The sequence below is a fragment of the Sphingomonas sp. GW821-FHT10F09 genome (assembly GCF_058809195.1).
The window spans coordinates 278,014-298,486 of the sequence record NZ_JBXASI010000002.1 but is presented as its reverse complement, the minus strand read 5'-3'; the positions used below and the strand labels follow the sequence as shown (position 1 = coordinate 298,486).

Annotated in this window: 19 protein-coding genes; 6 read left to right on the top strand and 13 right to left on the bottom strand. The window is 69.3% G+C overall.

Annotated features, from left to right (window positions below; translation table 11 throughout):
• Window positions 1-2: 2 nt before the first annotated feature.
• From AC1RTO_RS09450 to AC1RTO_RS09435, 4 genes are read right to left on the bottom strand one after another with little or no spacing between them, the layout of a single operon-like run.
• The gene (locus AC1RTO_RS09450; protein WP_493160618.1) at window positions 3-524 is read right to left on the bottom strand and encodes a GNAT family N-acetyltransferase; all 522 of its coding nucleotides are present in this window, start codon (window positions 522-524) and stop codon (window positions 3-5) included.
• A 12-nt stretch (window positions 525-536) separates the two neighbouring features.
• Window positions 537-1,325: a LysR family transcriptional regulator gene (locus tag AC1RTO_RS09445; RefSeq protein ID WP_493160617.1), complete on the bottom strand. Its 789-nt coding sequence runs from the start codon at window positions 1,323-1,325 to the stop codon at window positions 537-539.
• Window positions 1,322-1,720, bottom strand: coding sequence for a Co2+/Mg2+ efflux protein ApaG (apaG, locus tag AC1RTO_RS09440; RefSeq protein WP_493160616.1), 399 nt, complete (start codon window positions 1,718-1,720; stop codon window positions 1,322-1,324). The genes AC1RTO_RS09445 and apaG overlap by 4 nt, the downstream gene beginning before the upstream one ends.
• 10 nt (window positions 1,721-1,730) lie before the next feature.
• Entirely contained in the window at window positions 1,731-2,936 is a 1,206-nt protein-coding gene (locus tag AC1RTO_RS09435; protein WP_493160615.1) for a trans-sulfuration enzyme family protein, read from the bottom strand.
• Window positions 2,937-3,014: 78 nt separating this feature from the next.
• On the opposite strand from AC1RTO_RS09435, the gene AC1RTO_RS09430 reads away from it, so the two are divergent.
• Together AC1RTO_RS09430 and AC1RTO_RS09425 are read left to right on the top strand one after the other, a co-directional pair.
• Entirely contained in the window at window positions 3,015-4,250 is a 1,236-nt protein-coding gene (locus AC1RTO_RS09430; protein ID WP_493160614.1) for a phospholipid carrier-dependent glycosyltransferase, read from the top strand.
• A 76-nt stretch (window positions 4,251-4,326) separates the two neighbouring features.
• On the top strand, window positions 4,327-5,265 hold the full coding sequence (locus AC1RTO_RS09425) for a cation diffusion facilitator family transporter (RefSeq protein ID WP_493160613.1): 939 nt from the start codon (window positions 4,327-4,329) through the stop codon (window positions 5,263-5,265).
• A 225-nt stretch (window positions 5,266-5,490) separates the two neighbouring features.
• On the opposite strand, the gene AC1RTO_RS09420 is transcribed toward AC1RTO_RS09425, so the two are convergent.
• Window positions 5,491-6,501, bottom strand: coding sequence for a polyprenyl synthetase family protein (locus AC1RTO_RS09420; RefSeq protein ID WP_493160612.1), 1,011 nt, complete (start codon window positions 6,499-6,501; stop codon window positions 5,491-5,493).
• 102 nt (window positions 6,502-6,603) lie between these two features.
• On the opposite strand from AC1RTO_RS09420, the gene AC1RTO_RS09415 reads away from it, so the two are divergent.
• The 3 genes from AC1RTO_RS09415 to tmk are packed head-to-tail and all read left to right on the top strand — an operon-like array spanning window position 6,604 to window position 7,942.
• Complete coding sequence (locus AC1RTO_RS09415; RefSeq protein WP_293876289.1) at window positions 6,604-6,882, top strand: chorismate mutase; 279 nt, start codon at window positions 6,604-6,606, stop codon at window positions 6,880-6,882.
• A gap of 23 nt (window positions 6,883-6,905) precedes the next feature.
• On the top strand, window positions 6,906-7,304 hold the full coding sequence (locus AC1RTO_RS09410; RefSeq protein WP_493160611.1) for a DUF2147 domain-containing protein: 399 nt from the start codon (window positions 6,906-6,908) through the stop codon (window positions 7,302-7,304).
• Window positions 7,304-7,942, top strand: coding sequence for a dTMP kinase (tmk, locus tag AC1RTO_RS09405; RefSeq protein ID WP_493160610.1), 639 nt, complete (start codon window positions 7,304-7,306; stop codon window positions 7,940-7,942). The genes AC1RTO_RS09410 and tmk overlap by 1 nt, the downstream gene beginning before the upstream one ends.
• A 93-nt stretch (window positions 7,943-8,035) precedes the next feature.
• On the opposite strand, the gene AC1RTO_RS09400 is transcribed toward tmk, so the two are convergent.
• The 3 genes from AC1RTO_RS09400 to AC1RTO_RS09390 all read right to left on the bottom strand — a co-directional run bounded on the left by AC1RTO_RS09400 (window position 8,036) and on the right by AC1RTO_RS09390 (window position 10,984).
• Window positions 8,036-8,917, bottom strand: a complete 882-nt coding sequence (locus tag AC1RTO_RS09400) for an AraC family transcriptional regulator (RefSeq protein ID WP_493160609.1) — start codon at window positions 8,915-8,917, stop codon at window positions 8,036-8,038.
• Between the two features lie 235 nt (window positions 8,918-9,152).
• The gene (locus AC1RTO_RS09395) at window positions 9,153-9,929 is read right to left on the bottom strand and encodes an enoyl-CoA hydratase (RefSeq protein ID WP_493160608.1); all 777 of its coding nucleotides are present in this window, start codon (window positions 9,927-9,929) and stop codon (window positions 9,153-9,155) included.
• 11 nt (window positions 9,930-9,940) lie between these two features.
• Entirely contained in the window at window positions 9,941-10,984 is a 1,044-nt protein-coding gene (locus tag AC1RTO_RS09390; protein WP_493160607.1) for an enoyl-CoA hydratase/isomerase family protein, read from the bottom strand.
• Between the two features lie 104 nt (window positions 10,985-11,088).
• Here AC1RTO_RS09390 and AC1RTO_RS09385 point away from each other — a divergent pair, with 104 nt between their 5' ends.
• A complete protein-coding gene (locus AC1RTO_RS09385; protein WP_493160606.1) occupies window positions 11,089-14,085 on the top strand; it encodes a hybrid sensor histidine kinase/response regulator in 2,997 nt (998 codons plus the stop codon).
• Window positions 14,086-14,180: 95 nt separating this feature from the next.
• Here the strand turns inward: AC1RTO_RS09385 and AC1RTO_RS09380 are convergent, their stop codons facing one another.
• The 5 genes from AC1RTO_RS09380 to AC1RTO_RS09360 form a co-directional block, all read right to left on the bottom strand.
• On the bottom strand, window positions 14,181-15,797 hold the full coding sequence (locus AC1RTO_RS09380) for an NAD-dependent malic enzyme (RefSeq protein ID WP_493160605.1): 1,617 nt from the start codon (window positions 15,795-15,797) through the stop codon (window positions 14,181-14,183).
• Between the two features lie 11 nt (window positions 15,798-15,808).
• The gene (locus AC1RTO_RS09375; protein WP_493160833.1) at window positions 15,809-17,296 is read right to left on the bottom strand and encodes an alginate export family protein; all 1,488 of its coding nucleotides are present in this window, start codon (window positions 17,294-17,296) and stop codon (window positions 15,809-15,811) included.
• Between the two features lie 94 nt (window positions 17,297-17,390).
• Window positions 17,391-18,728 carry a dicarboxylate/amino acid:cation symporter gene (locus tag AC1RTO_RS09370; RefSeq protein WP_493160604.1) on the bottom strand — a complete coding sequence of 446 codons (1,338 nt, stop codon included), beginning with the start codon at window positions 18,726-18,728 and terminating at the stop codon, window positions 17,391-17,393.
• A 206-nt stretch (window positions 18,729-18,934) separates the two neighbouring features.
• Window positions 18,935-19,435, bottom strand: a complete 501-nt coding sequence (locus tag AC1RTO_RS09365) for a methylated-DNA--[protein]-cysteine S-methyltransferase (protein WP_493160603.1) — start codon at window positions 19,433-19,435, stop codon at window positions 18,935-18,937.
• A 16-nt stretch (window positions 19,436-19,451) separates the two neighbouring features.
• The gene (locus AC1RTO_RS09360; RefSeq protein ID WP_493160602.1) at window positions 19,452-20,420 is read right to left on the bottom strand and encodes an alpha/beta hydrolase; all 969 of its coding nucleotides are present in this window, start codon (window positions 20,418-20,420) and stop codon (window positions 19,452-19,454) included.
• Between the last annotated feature and the right edge of the window lie 53 nt (window positions 20,421-20,473).

Genomic DNA, 20,473 nt, shown 5'->3' with positions numbered 1-20,473 from the left:
CGTCAGGGGCGCCATTCGTCCCTGAGCAGGCCGAAGATCAGCGAATCGCGCACGCCGATATGCGTCTCCCACTCGCCGCGCAGCCGGCCTTCCAGCGTGAAGCCGAGTCGTCGCAGCAGGCGAACCGACCCCGCATTGTCGGGATCGCTGTCGGCGAAGAGGCGCCGCGCGCCATCGGCGAACAGGTGCGCGATCACCGCCGACACCGCCTCGCGGGCGATGCCGCACCCCCAGGTCTCGCGCGCGAACAGATAGCCGATCTCGCCCACGCCTGCCCGCCGCCACCCGACCGAGACGAAGCCGATCGCGCGATCCGCGCCGGTGCGGGTCACCGCCCAGGCGCCTGGCCCGCCCGCGAAACAGGCGCGCAGATCGTCCACCGATGTGAACGGCGCGCACGACCACCAGCGCATCGCCCCGGCATCCGCCATCGTCGCGAACAGCGCGTCCGCATCGTCCGGCACCCGCTGCCGAAGCGTCAGCCGCGCCGTCGCCAGCGTCGCCAGCATCGGCAGAGCAGTCATGCGGTCATGCGGTCATGCGGTCAGCGCATCGACCAGCGCACGCACCTTGGCCTGTCGCCACTGCGGCAGCGGCGCGACCAGCCAATAGCCGAAGCGCGACGGCTGCGCCTCGCCGATCGCCATCACCTTGCCCGCCGCGATCGCGCGCGCGGCGAGCAGTTCCGGCACCGTCGCGCGGCCCAGCCCCGCGACCGCGGCGTCGATCGCCAACCCGGCATCGGCGACCCGCACCAGCGGCGTGCCGTCGCCGGCGGGCGCACCCGGCCAGCCGATCACCGCATCGCCGGCGTGCGGCGCGGCGATCGTCACCATCCCCTCCGATTCGAGCGCCTCGCCCTCATGCTCGCCCGGCCCCTCGCCCCAGCGGATCGCGAGGTCGAGATTGGCCTCGGTGAAATCGATCGCGTCATCGGCGGAGAGTAGCACGAAGCGCAGCTCGCCATCGGCCTGCGCGACCTCGGCGAGGCGCGGCATCAGCCATTTCTCGGTCAGGTCGCGCGGCGCGGCGATGGTCAGCGACTTGGACGATTGCCCCGCCTGCATCGCACGCACCGCCTCCTCGAATTGCAGGAAGCCGTCGCGCAGCGCGCCGAGTCCCGCCTCCGCCTCCGGCGTCAGCTCCAGCCCGCGCGTGGTGCGGCGGAACAGGACGACGCCCAGCGTATCCTCCAGCGCGCGGATCTGCTGGCCGACCGCGGCCGGGGTCACCGCCAGTTCGTCCGCGGCGCGGGTGAAGCTCAGATGCCGCGCCGCCGCGTCGAGGACGCGCAGGCCATTGAGCGGCAGGTGGGTCCGCTTCACGATTCGACCGCCGGAGCGTGCAGCGCGAACCGGGGGATGGCGGCGTCGAACTGCGTGCCGTCATCGCCGATCAGCCGGTAGCTGCCCTGCATCGCGCCCTCCGGCGTCTGCAGCGGGCAGCCCGAGACGTAATCGAAGCTGCCACCCGGCGCGATCAGCGGCTGTTCGCCGACGACGCCCTCGCCCTCCACCGAATGGCGCGCGCCGCGGCCGTCGGTGATGATCCAGTGGCGGGTCAGCAGCTGGACGGTGCGGTCCGATTCGTTCTCGATCCGGATATGATAGGCCCAGAACCAGCGCCCGCGGCGCGGCTCCGACTGTTCGGGCAGATAGCTCACCGCCACGCGCACCGTCACCCCGTCGGTGGTCGCGGCGTGCGGGAAGAATTCTTTCACGACCCGGTCCTCACAGGCCGACCTGCCGCAGCGCCTGGTCGAGATCGTCGATCACGTCCTGCGGGTCCTCGAGGCCGACGTTGAGGCGCAGCATGCCCTCGCTGATCCCCATCTCGATCCGTTTGTCCTCGGCGACCCCGGCGTGCGTGGTCGAGGCGGGATGCGTCATCAGTGAGCGCGAATCGCCGATGTTGTTGCTGATGTCGACCAGCGCCAGCGCGTCGAGCAGGCCGTGCGCCTGCGCGCGATCGGCGACCTCGAAGGCGAAGATCGGGCCGGTCGCGACCATCTGGCTCATCGCGAGGTCGTGCTGCGGGTGGCTGGCGAGGCCGGGGTGGAGGATCTTGGGCACGCGCCCTTCGAGGAAACGGCCGACCTTCAGCGCATTCTCCGACTGGCGCATGATCCGCAGATCGAGCGTCTCCAGCCCCTTCAGCACCACCCAGGCGTTGAACGGCGACAGCGTCGGACCGGTGTTGCGGGTGAAGGGCAACAGCGTGTTGGTGATGAAATCCTCGGTCCCGCACACCGCACCGGCGAGCACCCGGCCCTGCCCGTCCATCATCTTGGTCGCGCTATAGGCGGTGACGTCCGCGCCGAGGTCGAGCGGCCGCTGCAGCGCCGGAGTCGCGAAGGCATTGTCGACGACGCTGGTGATGCCGCGTTCGCGCGCGATGGCGCAGACCGCGCGCAGGTCGACGACGTCCATCGTCGGATTGGCGGGCGTTTCGAAGAAGAAGACCTTCGTCTCCGGCCGCACCGCATCGAGGAATTGCTGCGGATCGCGCGCATCGACGATCGTCGTCGCGATGCCGAACTTGGGCAGCAGCGTGTCGGTCAGCCAGCGGCACGATCCGAACGCCGCGCGCCCGCCGACCAGATGGTCGCCCGCCTGCAACTGGCAGAGCAGCACCGCGGTCATCGCCGCCATGCCGCTCGCCATCGTCCGGCACGCCTCCGCGCCCTCCAGCAGCGCGATCCGCTTCTCCAGCATCTCGACCGTCGGGTTCTGCAGGCGGGAATAGGTCATCCCCTCCTGCTCGCCGGCGAACCGTGCCGCCGCGTCCGACGCCTTGTCGTAGGTATAGCCGGAGGTGAGGAACAGCGCCTCGCTGGTCTCGCCATATTCGCTGCGGGCGGTGCCGCCGCGGACCGCGAGCGTCGCGGGCCGCCATTGCGAGGTGATCGAGGGGTCCTGGCCTGCCTTGCGCTTCATGCCACGCGCTTTGCCGGACGCGGACGGGGGGTGCAAGGGCGCTTGCCATTCCGGCCGATCCGCTCGACACAGTCGGCCGTGCGCGCGTTCCTGTCCCGTCCCCTGCCCGCTGCGGTCTGCCTCGGCCTGCTCGCGCAATTGCTGTTCTGCTGGCGGCTGACGACGCCGCATATCCTCGTGTTCGACGAGGTGCATTACGTCCCCGCCGCGCGGATGCTGCGCGACCTCGCCGGGCCGGTGAACATCGAACATCCTCTGGTCGGCAAGACGTTGATCGCGCTCGGCATGATCCTGTTCGGCGACGGCCCGCTCGGCTGGCGCGCGCTGTCCACGATCGCCGCCAGCGCGGTCGTCATGGGCGTGTTCGCGATCCTGTGGCTGGTGTTCGGCCGGGTGCGCACCGCCAGCGTTGGCGCGGTGGTGACCGCGCTGAACTTCACCGTCTTCGTCCAGGCGCGGATCGCGATGCTCGACGGGTTCATGGCCGCGTTCGTCGTCACCGGTCTCGCCGCCTTGCTATGGGCGATGCGCGCGCAGGGGGCCGCGGTGTGGCGGCGCTGGCTGCTCGGCGCGATGCTGCTCGGCCTTGCGATCGGCACCAAATGGACCGCTTTGCCCTATCTGGGGTTCGCCGGGCTCGCCTATCTGGTCGCGCGCCGTCGGCGGCCCGATCTGTGGCCGGGCCTGCACCCGGTCGTCGCGCTGGCCCTGCTCGGGGCGACGGCGGGCCTCGTCTATCTGGCGACCTTCTGGCCCGCCTTCCTCTATGCCGACCAGCCGCTGACGCTGGCGCGGCTGCTGCCGTTCCAGATCGACATGTATCGCCAGCAGACGCAGGTGCTGCCGCCGCACACCTATCAGTCGCCATGGTGGACGTGGCCGTTCGACTGGCGGCCGATCTGGTATCTGTACGAGCCCGCCGACGGGGCACAGCGTGGTGTGCTGATGCTCGGCAATCCGGCGGTGATGTGGGGCGGGTTGCTCGCGATGCTCGCCTGCCTCGCCGCCTGGGCGCGCGACGGCAATGCGAAGGCGGGCGGCGTCGCGCTGCTGTGGCTGGCGAGCATCGCGATGTGGGCGATCATCCCCAAATCGCTCGGCTTCTTCTATTATTACTATCTGTCGAGCATCTGGCTGGGGATCGGAATCGCGGCGATGTTCGACCATTGGCGCGTGCGGCTGCGCTATTGGGATGAGGGCTTTCTCGCGCTCACCGCGGTGATGTTTGTGCATTTCCATCCCATCCTCAGCGCCGCCGCGCTGCGCGGACCGGCTGCGTTCCGCCACTGGACGTGGATCGATTCGTGGATCTGACGGCGCGGCGGACGTCCTAGTATCTCGTGGCGCAGCGATGCTAGGCATCGCGCCGACACTTCAGCCGGACGGGTTCATGGGCGGACATCATCATCACGGCCACGATCACGGTCATGGGCACGGCCATGCGCATGGCTACGGCCACGGCCACGCGCACGCCCCGGCATCGTTCGACCGCGCGTTCGCGATCGGGATCGGCCTCAACATCGCCTATGTCGTCGCGGAAGCGGGCGCGGGGATGTGGACGGGGTCGGTCGCGCTGCTCGCCGATGCCGGCCACAACCTTTCCGACGTGCTCGGCCTCGCCGTCGCCTGGGGCGGCGCGGCGCTGGCACGCAGCGCGCCGACCAAGCGCTTCACCTACGGGCTGAAGGGATCGACGATCCTCGCCGCGCTGGCCAACGCGCTGTTCCTGCTGGTCGCGCTCGGCGCGATCGTGATGGAGGCGGTGCAGCGGCTCGACGACCCGCCCGTCCTCGCCGGCCTGACCGTCTCGATCGTCGCCGGCATCGGCATCGCGGTCAACGCCGTCACCGCCTGGCTGTTCGCGCGCGGGCGCAAGGGCGACATCAACATTCGCGGCGCCTATCTCCACATGGTGAGCGACGCGGCGGTATCGGCCGGCGTCGTGGTGGCGGGCCTCGCGATCTGGGCGACCGGCATCGGCTGGATCGATCCGCTGGTCAGCCTCGTCATCGCCGCGCTGATCCTGTGGCAGACCTGGGGCCTGCTGCGCGAGACGGTGGAGATGAGCCTCGCCGCGGTACCGCGCGCGATCGATTATGACGCGGTCACCGCCGCGCTGGTCGCGCTGCCGGGTGTCGCGCGGGTCCACGACCTCCACATCTGGCCGATGTCGACCACCGAGCCCGTGCTGACCGCGCATCTGGTCATCCCCGCCGGCCATCCCGGCGATGGCTTCCTCGCCACCGCGCGGGCGATGCTGCACGACCGGTTCGGCATCGGCCATGCGACGCTGCAGGTCGAGACGGGCGGCAACTGCGAAAGCTGCTGACGGCCGAACCGCCATTGGCCGCCGCCACTCGCAAGCCATTGAAGATATGCCGTAATCGCGACGGGCTTTCCTACACGTCCGCGCCTGCGTTACCGTTAGGGCGAAATCGACGCGCTCTTTGCTTACCGTGAATCACCACCATTCCCGAAACGATCGCCCTGGATCGTTTCGCGGCAGGTGTTCATGTTGTCCATGTTGCGCAGCGGTCATGCCGCCGCGCGCCGTTCAATAGGCGCGCGCGACCGCGAATTCGACCGCCTCGATCATCGCGTCCTTCGCCTTGCCGTTGGCGAAGCCGCCGATCGCGTCGATCGCGCGCTGGCCATAGTGGCGGGCGCGGGCGAGCGTGTCGTCGACCGATCGCGTCCGCCGCACCAGCTCGATCGCATGAGCGAAATCCGCGTCGGAGGCGCGCCGGCCCTCGATCGCATCCTTCCAGAACGTCCGCTCCCCGGCGTCGCCGCGCGCATAGGCGAGGATCACCGGCAGCGTCATCTTGCCTTCGCGGAAGTCGTCGCCCGCATCCTTGCCCATCGTCCCCGCGTCGGAGACATAGTCGATCGCATCGTCGACCAGCTGGAACGCGATGCCGAGGTTGCGGCCATAGGCGTCGAGCGCCGCCTCCTCGCCCTCGCTGCGCTCCGCCACCACCGCGGAGATGCGGCAGGCGGCGGCGAACAGCGCCGCGGTCTTGGCGTTGATGATGTCGAGGTAGCGATCCTCGCCCAGGTCGATGCGCCGTGCCGCGGTCAGCTGGTTGACCTCGCCCTCCGCGATCACGGCGGAGGCGTTCGACAGGATCTTGAGCACCTTGAGGCTGCCGTCCTCGACCATCAGTTCGAAGCTGCGGCTGAACAGGAAATCGCCGACCAGCACGCTGGCGGGGTTGCCCCAGATGATGTTGGCGGTGCGCTTGCCGCGGCGCAGGTCGCTGCCGTCGACGACGTCGTCGTGGAGCAATGTCGCGGTGTGGATGAACTCGACCGAGGCGGCCAGCCGGTGGTGGCGCGTGCCGGTATAGCCGATCAGCCGCGCGCTCGCGAGCGTCAGCATCGGCCGCATCCGCTTACCGCCGCCGGCGATCAGATGCCCCGCCAGTTCGGGGATCAGCGGGATCTGCGACTGCATCCGGTCGAGGATCACCGTGTTGACGGCATTCATGTCGCCCGCGACGAGCTGGAGCATCGGCTCCAGCGAAGGTGCGCGGTTGTCGAGGCGGTGGATGGTGGCGGTCATCTCGCCCCGCGCTCTGGCCTCTTGCCCGTGCGAACGCAAGCCTTGCTCGCAGCCGCAACACACCCCATGGGGAAGGGAAATCGGGCGACGAAGGGCCGCGACATGAGCGACGACGTGCTGCAAGGGTATCGCAAGAGCATCGACAATATCGATGCGGCGCTCGTCCACCTGCTCGCCGAGCGGTTCAAGGTGACGCAGGCGGTGGGGCGGCACAAGGCGACGTCGGGCCTGCCCGCCGCCGATCCGGGCCGCGAGGAACGCCAGATCGCGCGGCTGCGCCATATGGCCGAAGAGGCGGAGCTCGACCCCGAATTCAGCGAGAAGTTCCTGCGCTTCATCATCGACGAGGTGATCCGCCACCACGAACGGCTGCGCGGCTGACCGCCGCCCTCCCCCCAACCAGCATGATCGCCGCCCTGCTCCTTGCCGCCGCTGCCGCCGCCGCCCCCGCCCCTCTCGCAGATCCGCATGCGGCGATCCTCGGCACGTGGCACAATCCGAAGAACAGCGTCGCGGTGCGCACCGGCCGCTGCGGCGAAAAGCTGTGCGGCTGGGTGATCCGCGCGACCGACAAGGCGCAGGCCGACGTCGCGACCAGGGGCTATCCGCCGCTGCTCGGCACCGCGCTGCTGCGCGACTATCAGGCGAGCGGCAGGGGGCGCTGGTCGGGGCAGATCTACGTTCCCGACATGGGGCGGGCATTTGGATCGAGGGTGGCGATGGTCAACGCCGACACGCTGAACGTGAAAGGCTGCCTGATCGGCGGCTTTATCTGTAAATCGCAGATCTGGCGGCGCGACTGATGGCCGGGGCGTTCATCGCGGTCGAGGGCGTCGACGGATCGGGCAAGAGCGGCGTCGTCCGCCACCTGATCGCGGCGTTGCAGGCGCAGGGTCATGACGTGCTCGGTACCCGCGAACCCGGCGGCACGCCGCAGGGCGAGGCGCTGCGCAGCCTGCTGCTGTCGGGCGCAGACGACGCCTGGGACCCGCGCGCCGAGCTGTTGCTGATGACCGCCGCGCGCATCCAGCATGTCGCCCGCGTCGTCCTGCCCGCGGTCGCGGCGGGGCGGATCGTCGTGTCGGATCGCTACGCCGGATCGACGCTCGCCTATCAGGGCGCAGGCCGCGGCATGGCCGAGGGGCTGATCCGCGATCTGCACGCGAGCATGGTCGACGACGTCTGGCCCGACCTGACGCTGGTGCTCGACCTCGATCCCGCGATCGGCCTCGCCCGCAGCCGCCGCCGGCTGGCGGTCGACGCGATCGACGAGGGCCGGTTCGAAAGCCTCGCCCTCCCCTTCCACCAGCGCATCCGCGCCTCGTTCCTGGCGCAGGCCGCCGCCGCGCCCGATCGGCACGCGTTGGTCGACGCGAGCGGCACCCAGGATGCGGTGCAGACGGCCGCGCTGGCGGCGGTCGAAACATTCCTTCGCCCGTGATTGCCGGAAACGCGGGAAACTTTTTCCGAAACGGATGGCGTTTCAGGAAAGGGCGACCTGTTCGCTACGGAGCCATGCCGCCCCTGCACCAATCTATTTCAGAGGCAGGAACAGTTCCGCGATCGCTTCATGTTCCGGCACCTCCGGGAAGAAGGTGACGCGCTGGCAGTAGAGCGGGAAGTCCCGCGCTTCCTCGCCGCTGGCCGGTAGCCAATCGCGGTAGAGGTATAGGGCGGCAGGTTCCAGATTGTCGGTGTTGCCGACCACGCGCAGCACCGCACAGCGTCCCCCGGGAATGGTGCCGGCCTCGATCCGCTCACCATGCGCCTCGATCGGGCGATCGGTGCCGGCGCACAGGTCCATGCGGTATTCGGCCGGAGGCGTCGTGCGCGGATCGGAGTGGAAGACGTTGAAGGTCGGGCTGGTCTTTGGCGACAAGCCGCTTGCTTTACGCCAAGCGATGAACCGCTGGATGGTCGCACCGACCGTCGCCGGGTCGCCCCGATGCTCCATGATTGCCACCGGCGTCGGAGCCACGTCGCGGATCGTTACGTCGTCAGGGATGTAGGTGGTCTGCATCAGCTTGCTCCTCGCGTTGTCGAGAGGCCCGAAGGCCGCAAGCCACGGCTCCCAATCGGGCGCTTTCCTGAACGACGACGGCGACTGCCCGAACCGTTGCCGAAAGGCGCGAGCGAAGGCATCCGGGGCATCGTAACCGGCATCCATCGCTATGTCGGTGACGCTCTGTGCGTCCCGATAGGCCAGCTGGTAGGATGCCCGCTTCATGCGGGCGAGCTGGATGTAGCGATGCACGGACAACCCGAAGGTTGCCGTGAACTGCCGGTGGAAATGGTACTTCGAGAAAGCCGCGACCCCGCTCACCGCGTCCAAGTTCAAATCGCAATCCAAGTGCCGGTCGATGTGGTCCAGCACCCGCTGCATTCGGGCATGGTAGTGGGAAAGCGCCGCCTTCATCGTCCTGTCCTCCGTGGCGACGCCAGATAGGCGCTCACGGATAGGACGCGCTCGACCGATCTTGCGGTTCTGGCATAGCCCGGCGGGGGGCTTCCCAAAACGGAACTATCACAGGAATCCCGCCGCGCCGATCACGCTGACGGTCACCTGCGGGTTTCACTTTCCGAAGCCCGTTCCCCGATCGAGATTTCTCCGAAACTGCCGGTCCCTACGGGAAAACGGGCAGCTGCCACCCCTACTTCCCCGTCCACGCCCCCGGCCGCTTCTCGACGAAGGCGGCCATGCCCTCGGTCTGGTCCGCGGTGCCGAACAGGCCGTGGAACAGCCGCCGTTCGAACTGGACGCCCTGCGCCAGCGTGGTCTCGAACGCCGCGTTGACCATCTCCTTGTTCGCCAGCACGGCGAGCGGCGCCATCGCGGCGATCGTCGCGGCGGTCTTCACCGCCTCCTCGACCAGATCCGCCGCCGGGATGACGCGGCTGACGAGGCCGGCGCGCTCCGCCTCGGCGGCGTCCATCATCCGGCCGGTCAGGCACATCTCCATCGCCTTGGCCTTGCCGACCGCGCGGGCGAGCCGCTGCGAACCGCCCATGCCGGGGCTGACCGCCAGCTTGACCTCGGGCTGGCCGAACTTCGCGGTGTCGGCGGCGAGGATGAAGTCGCACATCATCGCCAGCTCGCATCCGCCGCCCAGCGCATAGCCGGCGACCGCCGCGATGATCGGCTTGCGCGTCTGCGTCAGCCGTTCGTAGCCGCTGAAATGGTTGCGGCCGTACATCGCGGCGAAGTCCATCGCCTGCATTTCCTTGATGTCCGCCCCCGCCGCGAATGCCTTGGCGCTGCCGGTCAGCACCGCGCAGCCCTGCCCCTCGTCGGCGTCGAAATCGGCGAGCGCCGCCAGCAGGTCGGCGAGCACCTGCGCGTTGAGCGCGTTGAGCGATTCGGGCCGGTTGAGCGTGATGAGCGTCACCCGCTCGCGCCGTTCGACGAGAATGGTCTGGTATTCGGACATGAAGGCTCTCCTCAGGCGGGCGTCCACGCTTCCGCTTCGGGCAGCGGTGCGAAGATCTGGTCGATGACGTGATCGGTGACGGCGTCGGGCGTGGCGGGCTGCCAGCGCGGTGCATTGTCCTTGTCGACGATCACCGCGCGCACGCCCTCGAGGAAATCGTGGCGCTGCACGACGCGGCTGGCGACGGCATATTCCTGCACCATCTCGTCGGCGAAACTCTGCATCAGATGGCCGTCGTACAGCAGGCGCAGCGACACCTTCATCGCCTGCGGCGACTTGCTGCGCAGCACGGCGAGCTGTTCGGCGGCAAACGCGCCGTCGTCCGCCTCGATCGCCGCGAACACCTCCTCGAGCGTGTCGGACGCGAACAGGCGGTCGATGGCGGCGCGATGCTCCAGCAGCCGCGCCGGCGGCGGCGCGATCGCCAGCCGGTCGAGAATCGTCTCGATCGCATAGGGGTCGGCGACGATCGCGGCCTTCGCCTCGTCCAGCGCGGCGGCGGGCAGGTAATGCGTCGCCAGCCCCAGCGCATGCGTCTCCGCGCCGTCCAGCCGGTGCCCGGTCAGCGCCAGGAACTGCCCGACCCGCCCGGGCAGGCGCGACAGGAACCAGCCGCCGCCGACGTCGGGGAACAGGCCGATGCCGGTTTCGGGCATGGCGAAGCGCGTATTCTCGGTCGCGACGCGCCAGCGGCACGGCAACGCGATGCCGACGCCGCCGCCCATCGTCACCCCGTCCATGAACGCGACCGTCGGCTTGGCATAGGCGAACAGGCGATGGTTGAGCCGGTATTCGGTGTGGAAGAACGCACGCGCCGCCGTACCGTCGCCGGCGCCGCTCTCGCTGAGCATGCGGATGTCGCCACCCGCGCAAAAGCCGCGGCCGTCATTGTGGTCGAGCATCACCGCCGCGACGCCCGCATCGGTGCGCCACGCCTCCAGCGCGGTCAGCATCCCCTCGCACATCGACAGGTTGAGCGCGTGGAGCGCCCTGGGCCGGTTCAGGCGCAGCCGCCCGACGGCGCCTTCGGTCGTGGTCAGCAGGTCATCGCTCATGCGTTTCGCCTTTGACCCGCAGCAGGCCCCGCGTCCATACCGAACCGACGAAAAGCTGCGCCGGATGTTTGACAGCTATCGGGCGAACGCTCATTCCGGCGACCATGTCCTCCATCCCTCCTGCGCCTGCCTCCGCGCCCGCCCCCTGGCCGGCCGATGGCGGCGAATGCGGCGCGCTGATTCGCGCATATGACTGGAATCGCACGCCACTCGGCCCGATCCACGGCTGGTCGCCGGCGCTGCGCACGACGGTCAGCAACATCGTCAATTCGCCCGTGCCAAAGGTGCTGATGTGGGGCCCGGACCACGTCATGATCTATAACGACGGCTATGGCGATATCGCCGGCGCCCGGCATCCGCAGGCGCTGGGCGGGACGGTATCCGCGGTCTGGCCGGAGATCTGGGACTGGAACCGGGCGATTCTGGCGCGGGGATTCGCGGGCGAGGTCGTCAGCTATCGCGACCAGCCGATGGTGCTGAACCGTGGCGGCACCCCGCAGCAACTGTTCCTCGACCTGTTCTACACGCCCGTCCATCTCGACGACGGCAGCGTCGGCGGCGTGATGTGCACCGTGATCGACAATACCGCGCGCATCGGTGCCGAGATCGCGGTCGCCGCCAGTGCCGCCGAACTGCGCGCGATCACCGATGCGCTGCCGGTGCTGATCTCCTACGTCGATGCGGACCAGATCTATCGCTTCGCCAACAGCTATTATCTCGACTGGTTCGGCCTGACGCCGGAACAGGTCACCGGCCGCCCGCTGCGCGACGTGCTGGGCGAGGAGGTCTATGCCGAACGCCTGCCGCTGATCGAGCGCGCGCTGGCGGGCGAGGCGATCCAATCGGAAGGGCGCATGTCGCATCGCGACGGCGGCTTCCGCCGCGCCGACATCCGCTATCTGCCGCGCGCCGATGCCGAAGGCACGATCCTCGGCTTCCACGTCCTCGTCACCGATATCGAGGAGCGCGCGCAGCGCGAGGCGGCGGTGCGCGTCAGCAACGACCGGTTCCGCGCCGCGATGGAGGCGGTGCACGGCGTGCTGTGGACCAACACCGCCGACGGCCGGATGCTGGGCGAGCAGCCGGGCTGGAGCGCGCTGACCGGGCAGGACGAGGCGGCCTATAGCGGCTATGGCTGGGCGGACGCCGTCCACCCCGACGATGCCGATGCGACGGTCGCCGCCTGGAATGCCGCGGTCGCCGCGCGATCGGTCTTCGTCTTCGAACATCGCGTCCGCCGCCACGACGGCGCATGGCGCAACTGCCTGATCCGCGCGCTGCCGATCAAGGATGCGACGGGCGCGATCCTCGAATGGGTCGGCGTCCACACCGACATCACCGAACAGCGCGCCGCCGAACAGACGCTGCGCGACCAGGCCGAGCATCTGCAACGCCAGGTCCGCCACCGCGAGCGCGCCGAGGAACAGCTGCGCCAGCTCAACGAGAATCTCGAGGCGCGCGTGATCGCCGAGATCGGCGAACGCCGCCAGGCGGAGGCGGCGCTGGCGCAGGCGCAGAAGATGGAGACGATCGGCAAACTGACCGGCGGCGTCGCGCACGACTTCAACAACCTCCTCCAGGTCGTCTCCGGCAATCTACAGTTGCTTTCCAAAGACATTGCCGGAAACGACCGCGCCGAACGCCGCGTCGCCAATGCGATGGCGGGCGTGTCGCGCGGCTCGAAGCTCGCCGCGCAGTTGCTCGCCTTCGGCCGGCGGCAGGCGCTGGAGCCGAAGGTCGTCAACGTCACCCGCTTCGTGCAGGGCATGGACGACATGCTGCGCCGCGCGATCGGCGAGGGGATCGAGGTCGAGACGGTCTTCGGCGGCGGCCTGTGGAACTGCTTCATCGATCCGGTGCAGATCGAGAATGCGTTGCTCAACCTCGCGATCAACGCGCGCGATGCGATGAACGGCACCGGCAAGCTGACGATCGAACTGGGCAACACGCACCTCGACGATGCCTATGCGCGCCGCCACGAAGAGGTCGAGGCCGGGCAATATGTCATGCTCGCGGTCAGCGACACCGGCAGCGGCATGGCGCCCGATATCATCGCCAAGGTGTTCGAACCCTTCTTCTCGACCAAGTCGGAGGGCAAGGGTTCGGGCCTCGGCCTGTCGATGGTCTATGGCTTCGTCAAACAATCGGGCGGCCATGTGAAGATCTATTCCGAGGTCGGCGAAGGCACCACGATCAAACTCTACCTGCCGCGCAGCCGCGAGGCGGAGGATGTCGAGGTGATCGTCGACACCGGCGCGATCGAGGGCGGCACCGAGACCGTGCTGGTGGTCGAGGACGACGACGAGGTCCGCGCGACCGTGGTCGAAATGCTCGGCGACCTCGGCTATCGCGTGCTCAAGGCGGTGGATGCGCAAAGCGCGCTCAACGTCATCGAGAGCGGCATCCCGATCGACATGCTGTTCACCGACGTGGTGATGCCCGGCACGCTGAAGAGCCCCGAACTCGCGCGCAAGGCCAAGGAACGCCTGCCCGACCTCGCGGTGCTGTTCACCAGCGGCTATACCGAGAATTCGATCGTTCATGGCGGACGGCTGGATGCCGGCGTCGAGCTGCTGTCCAAGCCCTATACCCGCGAGGCGCTGGCGCGGAAATTTCGCCACGTCCTCGCCAACCAGCGCCAGCGCAATGCCGGCCTCGCCGCGCGGCAGCTGACCAGCGCACCCGTCGCGCTGCGCCCGGCAGCGGGCGCGAAGGGCCAGATCACGGTGCTGCTGGTCGAGGACGACGCGGTGATCCGCGCCACCACCGCCGAGCTGTTGCAGGCGAGCGGCTTCGTCGTGGTCGATGCCGCCAGCGCCGAGGATGCGATGACCGCGCTGCAGACGGTGCCGATCGACGCGCTGGTGACCGACGTCAACCTGCCCGGCGCGTCGGGGCCGGAGTTCGCGGTCAAGGCGCGCGCGCTGCGGCCGGACGTGGGGATCGTCTTCGCCACCGGCGACACCGCGGCGGTGCCGGCGGGGACGGGCGCGGTGCTGCTCGCCAAGCCTTATGGCACGGAGGCGTTGCAGGCCGCGATCGCCGCGGCGCTGCCGGGCGGGGCGGTGGTGAAGGAACGACGGCTCGAACGCGAACGCTGACGCCGCCCCGGCGGGGAGGATTCCGGGCATTGGGCAAGTGGCACACTGCGCGTTCTGCCTGCCCTCACCCTTCCGGCGCTGAGGAGAGCCGGCGTTCAATCGTAGGCGGCGTCCCACATCAGCGCGGCGATCTGATCCTCGGACACGTCCGCGACGCTCGCGACGCCGTCAGCGATCGCGGCGCGGGCCACCACCAGTGCGATCCGCAGCGCCACGTCGCGCAGGGCCTCGATCGGCGGCAGCAGCGTCTCGCCCGCCCCGCCCATGGCGCCGAGCGCACGTGCCGCGGCCATGAACATGCCGTCGGTGACGCGGGTCGCGCCGACCGCGAGCGCGCCGAGGCCGACGCCGGGGAAGATGTAGACGTTGTTCACCTGGGTGACCCCGGCCACGCCGAACGGGCTGCCGGTGCCGACCACCGCCCGGCCGTCGGTCCACGCCAGCACGTCCGCGGGATGCGCCTCCGCGCGCGACACCGGATTGGACAGGGGAAAGATCACCGGCCGCGCGCAGCCCGCGGCCATCGCCCGCACCACCGCCTCGGTGAACGCCCCCGCCTGCCCCGACGCGCCGATCAGCACCGTCGGGCGCACCGCATCCACCGTTTCCAGCAGGCCGATCCCGCCGTCCGCATCGCGCGCCCAGCCGGCGACCTCGGCCCGATTCCGCGCCAGCCGCACCTGCGGCAGGGTCAGCTTCGGCATGTCGGACAGGATCAGCCCGTCGCGATCGACCGCCCAGATCCGCGCCCGCGCCGCCTCGTCGTCGAGCCCCTCGGCGCGCAACGCCTGCACCAGCAGTTCGGCGACGCCGCTGCCCGCCGCACCCGCGCCGAACAGCACGATCCGCTGCGCGGTCAGCGACGCGCCGGTGCGCCGGATCGCCGACAGCAAGGTGCCGACCGCGGTCGCCGCCGTCCCCTGGATATCGTCGTTGAAGCTCAGCAGCCGGTCGCGATAGCGGGCGAGCAGGTCGTGCGCGTTATGGCCGGCGAAATCCTCCCATTGCAGCAGCACGTCGGGCCAGCGTTCGGCCACCGCGGCGACGAACGTCTCGACGAACACGGCATAATCGTCGCCGCGGATGCGGGGATTGCGCCAGCCGACGTAGAGCGGATCGTCGCGCAGGGCGGCATTGTCGGTGCCGACGTCGAGCAGGATCGGCAGCACCTCGGCAGGGTGGATGCCCGCACAGGCCGTGTAGAGCGCGAGCTTGCCGATCGGGATGCCCATGCCCCCCGCCCCCTGATCGCCGAGGCCGAGGATACGCTCGCCGTCGCTGACCACGATCACCTTGACCCGGTCCAGCGCCGGGTCGGCGAGGATGTCGGCGATGCGTTCGCGGTTGGGATAGCTCAGGAACAGGCCGCGCGGCTTGCGCCAGATCTCGCTGAACCGCTCGCACCCCGCCCCCACCGTCGGCGTATAGACCAGCGGCAGCATCCGCGGCAGGTCGGCCTGGACGAGGGCGTGGAACAATATCTCGTTCGAATCCTGCAATTCGCGCAGGAAGGCATAGCGATGGAAGTCGTCCGCCATCCCGTCGAGCACCCGGCGGCGGCGCGCGATCTGGCTCTCCAGCGTGCCGACATGCGGCGGCAGCAGCCCGTGCAGGCCGAGCCGGTCGCGCTCCGCCTCGGTAAAGGCGGTGCCCTTGTTGGTCAGCGGATCGGACAGGAGCGCGCGCGCGGCGGCATGGAAGGCGGGGGGCATATCGGGAACCCTTAGAAGCGGAAGCTGAGCCAGCCGGCGAGGAAGTCGGAACTCCTGAACCCGGCCTTGGTCAGCGACGGGCCGGCGGCGAGATGTTCGTAGCGGCCGGTGAACGACAGGCGCGGCGTGATCGACCAGATCGCCTGCAGTCGCGCGACGTCGCCGATCTTGGCATCGCGGATCAGCTGCGTTCCCGCGAACGGCTGACCGTTGGCGCGATAGACCGCGTCGGTGGTGCTGTCGCGCCACGTCAGCTGGTATTCGGCGGTGACGCGCACGGACCGGAGCGGCGACACGGTGACGTTGGGGGCGACCGCGATCAGGTTCGACGGGGTCAGGAACAGCCCGTAGCTGTAATAAATGTTGTTGCCGAACGGCGCATAGGCGTCGCGCAGCTTGCCGTCGCCATAGCCGCCACCGCCACTGGCATAATCGACGTGGAAGCCGACCCGCGGCGCGGTCTTCACCTTGCCGATCCGCCAGGTCTGGGCGAGGAACACCTGCCAGGCGTCGATGTCCTGATTGATGTAGGTGCCGTATTGGTGGTTGACCGTCCAGTCGATCGTCAGCGGTCCGGCATCGCCCCAGGCGTGGACGCCGGCGAAGTAGCGCGTCGCTGGCCCGATCCGCCCGCCCCAGGCGCCGACCGTGTTGCGCCGCCGCCAGAAGAAGGGATCCACGTACAGCTTCGACCCGCCGAACCAGCTGGTCGGCGCGGCGAAGCCCAGGGTCACGCCCGAGAAGCGGCGCGCCGGATCGCTGACGTCGTCGTCGGTGCCGAGGTCGCCATATTGCGTCGGCTTGAGGTCGAACACGTCCGCGCGCACGCGGCTACCGCGCGCCCAGGCGCGGACGCCGTTCAGCGTGTAGCGGATCGTGTTGTTGTCGCGCTGCGACACCAGCAGGTTCGGGCCGTCGGTGAATTCCTGCCGGCCGTAGCGCACGCCGACGGCGACGCCCTCGATCTCCGCATTCCCCTCGACGAACGCCTGTTGCAGCACCAGATCGTTGCGCAATGTCGCCGCCGGTGCGCCGAGCTCGACGCCGGAGATGCCGCCATGCGCGACCTCGGCAAAGGCGCGGAAATGCGGGCCAACGTGCAGATCGACGCCGCCGACGATGCGGTTGATGTCCTGCCGCTGCGCGCGAACCTCGCGCAGGCCGGGGTTGGTGGTGTGGTTGACCCGCAGCCGGAGTTCGCCCGACAGCGTCAGATAGACGTCGCCGTCCCCGTCGAGCGGCAGGAACTTCAGCCGGTCGAGGAAGTCGTCGCGCTTCGCCGGATCGCGCATCACCCGCCAATCCTCCGCCCAGCGCGACAGGTTGAACCCGTTGGTCGTCGCGCCGTCGCCCGCCGCGGCGGAGGGGTAGGAGGTGACGGTCGGCATCGCGGGATTGCGGGTCTGGCCGCTTTCGGTCGGGGCGACGCTGGTCTGCGCCTGGACGGCGGTGGCGAGCAGCATGGTGGCCCCGAGCGGAGCACAGCAACGGTAGAACATCATCTGGTCCTCATGTCGCCGACGCCCGGGCGGTCGCTGTGCGACCTCGCCCCCCGCCCGGCGGGAGAGGGGCGACGGGCGGGGCTGGGCGCGGTTATTCGGCGGGAACGGCGTCGGCGGGCAATTGGTCGACGCGCAGGGCCTGACCACGCAGGGCCGCGTTCAGCTGCCCGGTATCCAGCGCGCCTTCCCAGCGGGAGACGACGATGGTCGCGACCGCATTGCCGATGAAATTCGTCAGGCTGCGGCATTCGCTCATGAAGCGGTCGACGCCGAGGATCAGCGCCATGCCCGCGACCGGCACGCTCGGGACGATCGACAGCGTCGCGGCGAGCGTGATGAAGCCCGCGCCGGTGACGCCCGCCGCGCCCTTGGACGAGAGCATCGCCACCGACAGCAGCAGCAATTGCTGGCCCAGCGTCAGATCGACGTTGCACGCCTGCGCGATGAACAGCGCCGCCAGCGTCATGTAGATGTTGGTGCCGTCGAGGTTGAACGAATAGCCGGTCGGCACGACGAGGCCGACGATCGACTTGGGGCAGCCGGCGCGTTCCATCTTTTCGATCAGCGCGGGCAGCGCGCTTTCCGACGACGAGGTACCGAGGACGAGCAGCAGCTCAGCCTTCAGGTAGGCGATCAGCCGCAGGATCGAGAAGCCGCACAGCCAGCTGACGGTGCCGAGCACCACCAGCACGAACAGCAGCGAGGTGAAGTAGAAGGTGCCGACCAGCATCGCGAGATTGGCGAGCGTGCCGACGCCATATTTGCCGATGGTGAAGGCCATCGCGCCGAACGCGCCGATCGGCGCCGCCTTCATGACGATGCTGACCACCTTGAAGAAGGCGAGCGACACGTCCTCCAGCACGCTCAGCACCTTGGTGCCGCGATCGCCGATCAGCGCCAGCGCGATGCCGAACAGGATCGAGACGAACAGCACCTGCAGGATGTTGCCTTGCGTCAGCGACGACAGGAACGTGTCGGGGATGATCCCGGTCAGGAAGCCGGTGATCGTGCTATCATGCGCCTTTTCGGCGAATTCGGCGACCTTGCTGGTGTCGAGCGTGGCGGGATCGATGTTCAGCCCCGCCCCCGGCCGCACCACGTTGGCGACGATCAGGCCGACGATCAGCGCCAGCGTCGAGAAGAACAGGAAATAGACGAACGCCTTGCCGGCGACGCGCCCGACCGCGCCGAGATCGCGCATGCCGGCGATGCCGGTGACGATGGTGAGGAAGATGACCGGTGCGATCACCATCTTGACCAGCTTGATGAAGGCATCGCCGAGCGGCTTCAGCGCCTCGCCGGTGGCGGGCGCGAAATGGCCGAGCAGCACGCCCGCGACGATCGCGATCAGCACCTGAAAATAGAGCTGCGCATACCACGGCTTGGCAGCCGGCGGTGTAACGGGCGCTTGCGCGATGCTGATGGTCATGGGCAGCCTTTCATCCTCTATGGCGACGCGGGCGGGCTCTTGTCGGCCGTGAGCGTCACCGGACCATGCCGCGCGGACCCGAGCCCCGGCAACGGCCCGGGGAAGTTTTAATTATCCCTGTATTTCAATGGCCTACCGTGATGCCCCGGAACCGGCCAACCCGGCTCATGGTCGCACTCGTCGCGAAGTGTGCCGAAAATTGCACACTATTCGAACGGCAATTCGCCCGCGCGCCGCTCCAGCGCCAGCAACAGGGCCTTGGCCTCCAGCCCCCCGGCAAAGCCCGTCAGGTCGCCGCTCGTTCCCACCACGCGATGGCAGGGCGCGACGATCGACAAGGGGTTGCGCCCGTTCGCCGCGCCGACCGCACGGCTGGCGGTCGGCCGTCCGATCGCCCGCGCGATCGCGCCATAGCTGCGCGTCTCGCCATAAGGGATGGCGAGCAGCGCCGCCCACACGCTCTTCTGGAAATCGGTGCCGCGCATGTCGAGCGGCAGCTCGAACGCGGTCAGCCGCCCGGCGAAATAGGCGCGAAGCTGCCGCGTCGCCTCGACCAGCACCGGATGCGCAGCATCCTCGACCAGCGGCCCGAGCCGCACCCGTAGCGGATCGTCCCCCTCCCACAGCACAGCGACGAGCCCGACCGCGCTCGCCACCAGCGTCAGCGTGCCGACCGGCGAGTCGAGCGTGGTGGTGGCGAGCGTCATGGGAAGGGCCCTGGCGCTAGGCGCTCGGGAACACGCCCTTGCGCGCGGCATAAGCGGCGAACAGCGTCGGCCATGCCGCCGCCGGCACCGCCCTGGCGAGCCGCACGCCGAAACCGTGGCCGCCCTCGTCGAAGACGTGCAGTTCGGCCGGTCGCTTCGCCGCCAGCATCGCGGCGTACATGGCGAGGCTGTTGGCGACCGGGACCGTGCCGTCGTCGCTGGCGTGGACGAGAAACACCGGCGGCGTGTCCGCCGCGACCCGGCGCTCGACCGAGGTCGCCGCCAGCGCCGCCGCATCGGGCGTCGGCCCCAGCAGATTGTCGCGCGAGCCCTTGTGCGTGATCGTCGCATCCATGCCGATCACCGGGTAGATCAGCCCCGCCAGATCGGGCCGCGCCGACTGCCGGTCGGCGGCGTCGACCGGGGCATAGGTCGCCTCGCCATGGCGGGTCGCCAGCGATCCGGCGAGATGCCCGCCGGCCGAAAAGCCGAGCACGGCGATGCGGCGCGGATCGACGCCATAGGTCGCCGCACCGGCGCGGATCACCCGCATCGCGCGCTGCGCATCCTGCAACGGCACCAGATGCCGGTTGCCCCAGCCTTCGCCGGGCAGACGGTAGAGCAGGATGAAGCAGGTGACGCCCAGCGCGTTGAGCCAGCGCGCCTGTTCGATCCCCTCATTGTCGTAGGACAGGAAACCGTAGCCGCCGCCCGGCACCAGCAGCACCGCGGCGCCGTTCGGCGTCGCCGGCCGCTTCACCACCAGCGCGGGCGCGTCGATGCCGGTGATCCAGCGATCGTTGGACGCGGCGCTCTTCGCGCGTTCGTTGACCTTGCGCACGATCCGGGTTCCCTGATTGCCCGGGATCGCCTTCGGCCACAGCGGCACGACCTCGTCCGCCGTCCCGGCCTGCGCGAGGGCGCGTCCCGCCAAAGCCACCGCGGCAACGCCGCCGATCACGCCGCGTCGGGTCAGGTCGTCCATGCATCCCTCCTCAAGGTCGAGCGCGATGTCGCAAGCCCGCGGGGGCCGGTCAA

Coding starts and splice junctions, on each gene's coding strand:
- AC1RTO_RS09370 (WP_493160604.1), bottom strand. CDS start 18,728: ATGACCATCAGCATCGCGCAAGCGCCCGTTACACCGCCGGCTGCCAAG.
- AC1RTO_RS09390 (WP_493160607.1), bottom strand. CDS start 10,984: ATGAGCGATGACCTGCTGACCACGACCGAAGGCGCCGTCGGGCGGCTG.
- AC1RTO_RS09375 (WP_493160833.1), bottom strand. CDS start 17,296: ATGTTCTACCGTTGCTGTGCTCCGCTCGGGGCCACCATGCTGCTCGCC.
- AC1RTO_RS09450 (WP_493160618.1), bottom strand. CDS start 524: ATGACTGCTCTGCCGATGCTGGCGACGCTGGCGACGGCGCGGCTGACG.
- AC1RTO_RS09365 (WP_493160603.1), bottom strand. CDS start 19,435: ATGACGCTCGCCACCACCACGCTCGACTCGCCGGTCGGCACGCTGACG.
- AC1RTO_RS09415 (WP_293876289.1), top strand. CDS start 6,604: ATGAGCGACGACGTGCTGCAAGGGTATCGCAAGAGCATCGACAATATC.
- AC1RTO_RS09380 (WP_493160605.1), bottom strand. CDS start 15,797: ATGCCCCCCGCCTTCCATGCCGCCGCGCGCGCGCTCCTGTCCGATCCG.
- AC1RTO_RS09410 (WP_493160611.1), top strand. CDS start 6,906: ATGATCGCCGCCCTGCTCCTTGCCGCCGCTGCCGCCGCCGCCCCCGCC.
- AC1RTO_RS09385 (WP_493160606.1), top strand. CDS start 11,089: ATGTCCTCCATCCCTCCTGCGCCTGCCTCCGCGCCCGCCCCCTGGCCG.
- tmk (WP_493160610.1), top strand. CDS start 7,304: ATGGCCGGGGCGTTCATCGCGGTCGAGGGCGTCGACGGATCGGGCAAG.
- AC1RTO_RS09360 (WP_493160602.1), bottom strand. CDS start 20,420: ATGGACGACCTGACCCGACGCGGCGTGATCGGCGGCGTTGCCGCGGTG.
- AC1RTO_RS09400 (WP_493160609.1), bottom strand. CDS start 8,917: ATGAAGGCGGCGCTTTCCCACTACCATGCCCGAATGCAGCGGGTGCTG.
- AC1RTO_RS09395 (WP_493160608.1), bottom strand. CDS start 9,929: ATGTCCGAATACCAGACCATTCTCGTCGAACGGCGCGAGCGGGTGACG.
- AC1RTO_RS09435 (WP_493160615.1), bottom strand. CDS start 2,936: ATGAAGCGCAAGGCAGGCCAGGACCCCTCGATCACCTCGCAATGGCGG.
- AC1RTO_RS09425 (WP_493160613.1), top strand. CDS start 4,327: ATGGGCGGACATCATCATCACGGCCACGATCACGGTCATGGGCACGGC.
- AC1RTO_RS09420 (WP_493160612.1), bottom strand. CDS start 6,501: ATGACCGCCACCATCCACCGCCTCGACAACCGCGCACCTTCGCTGGAG.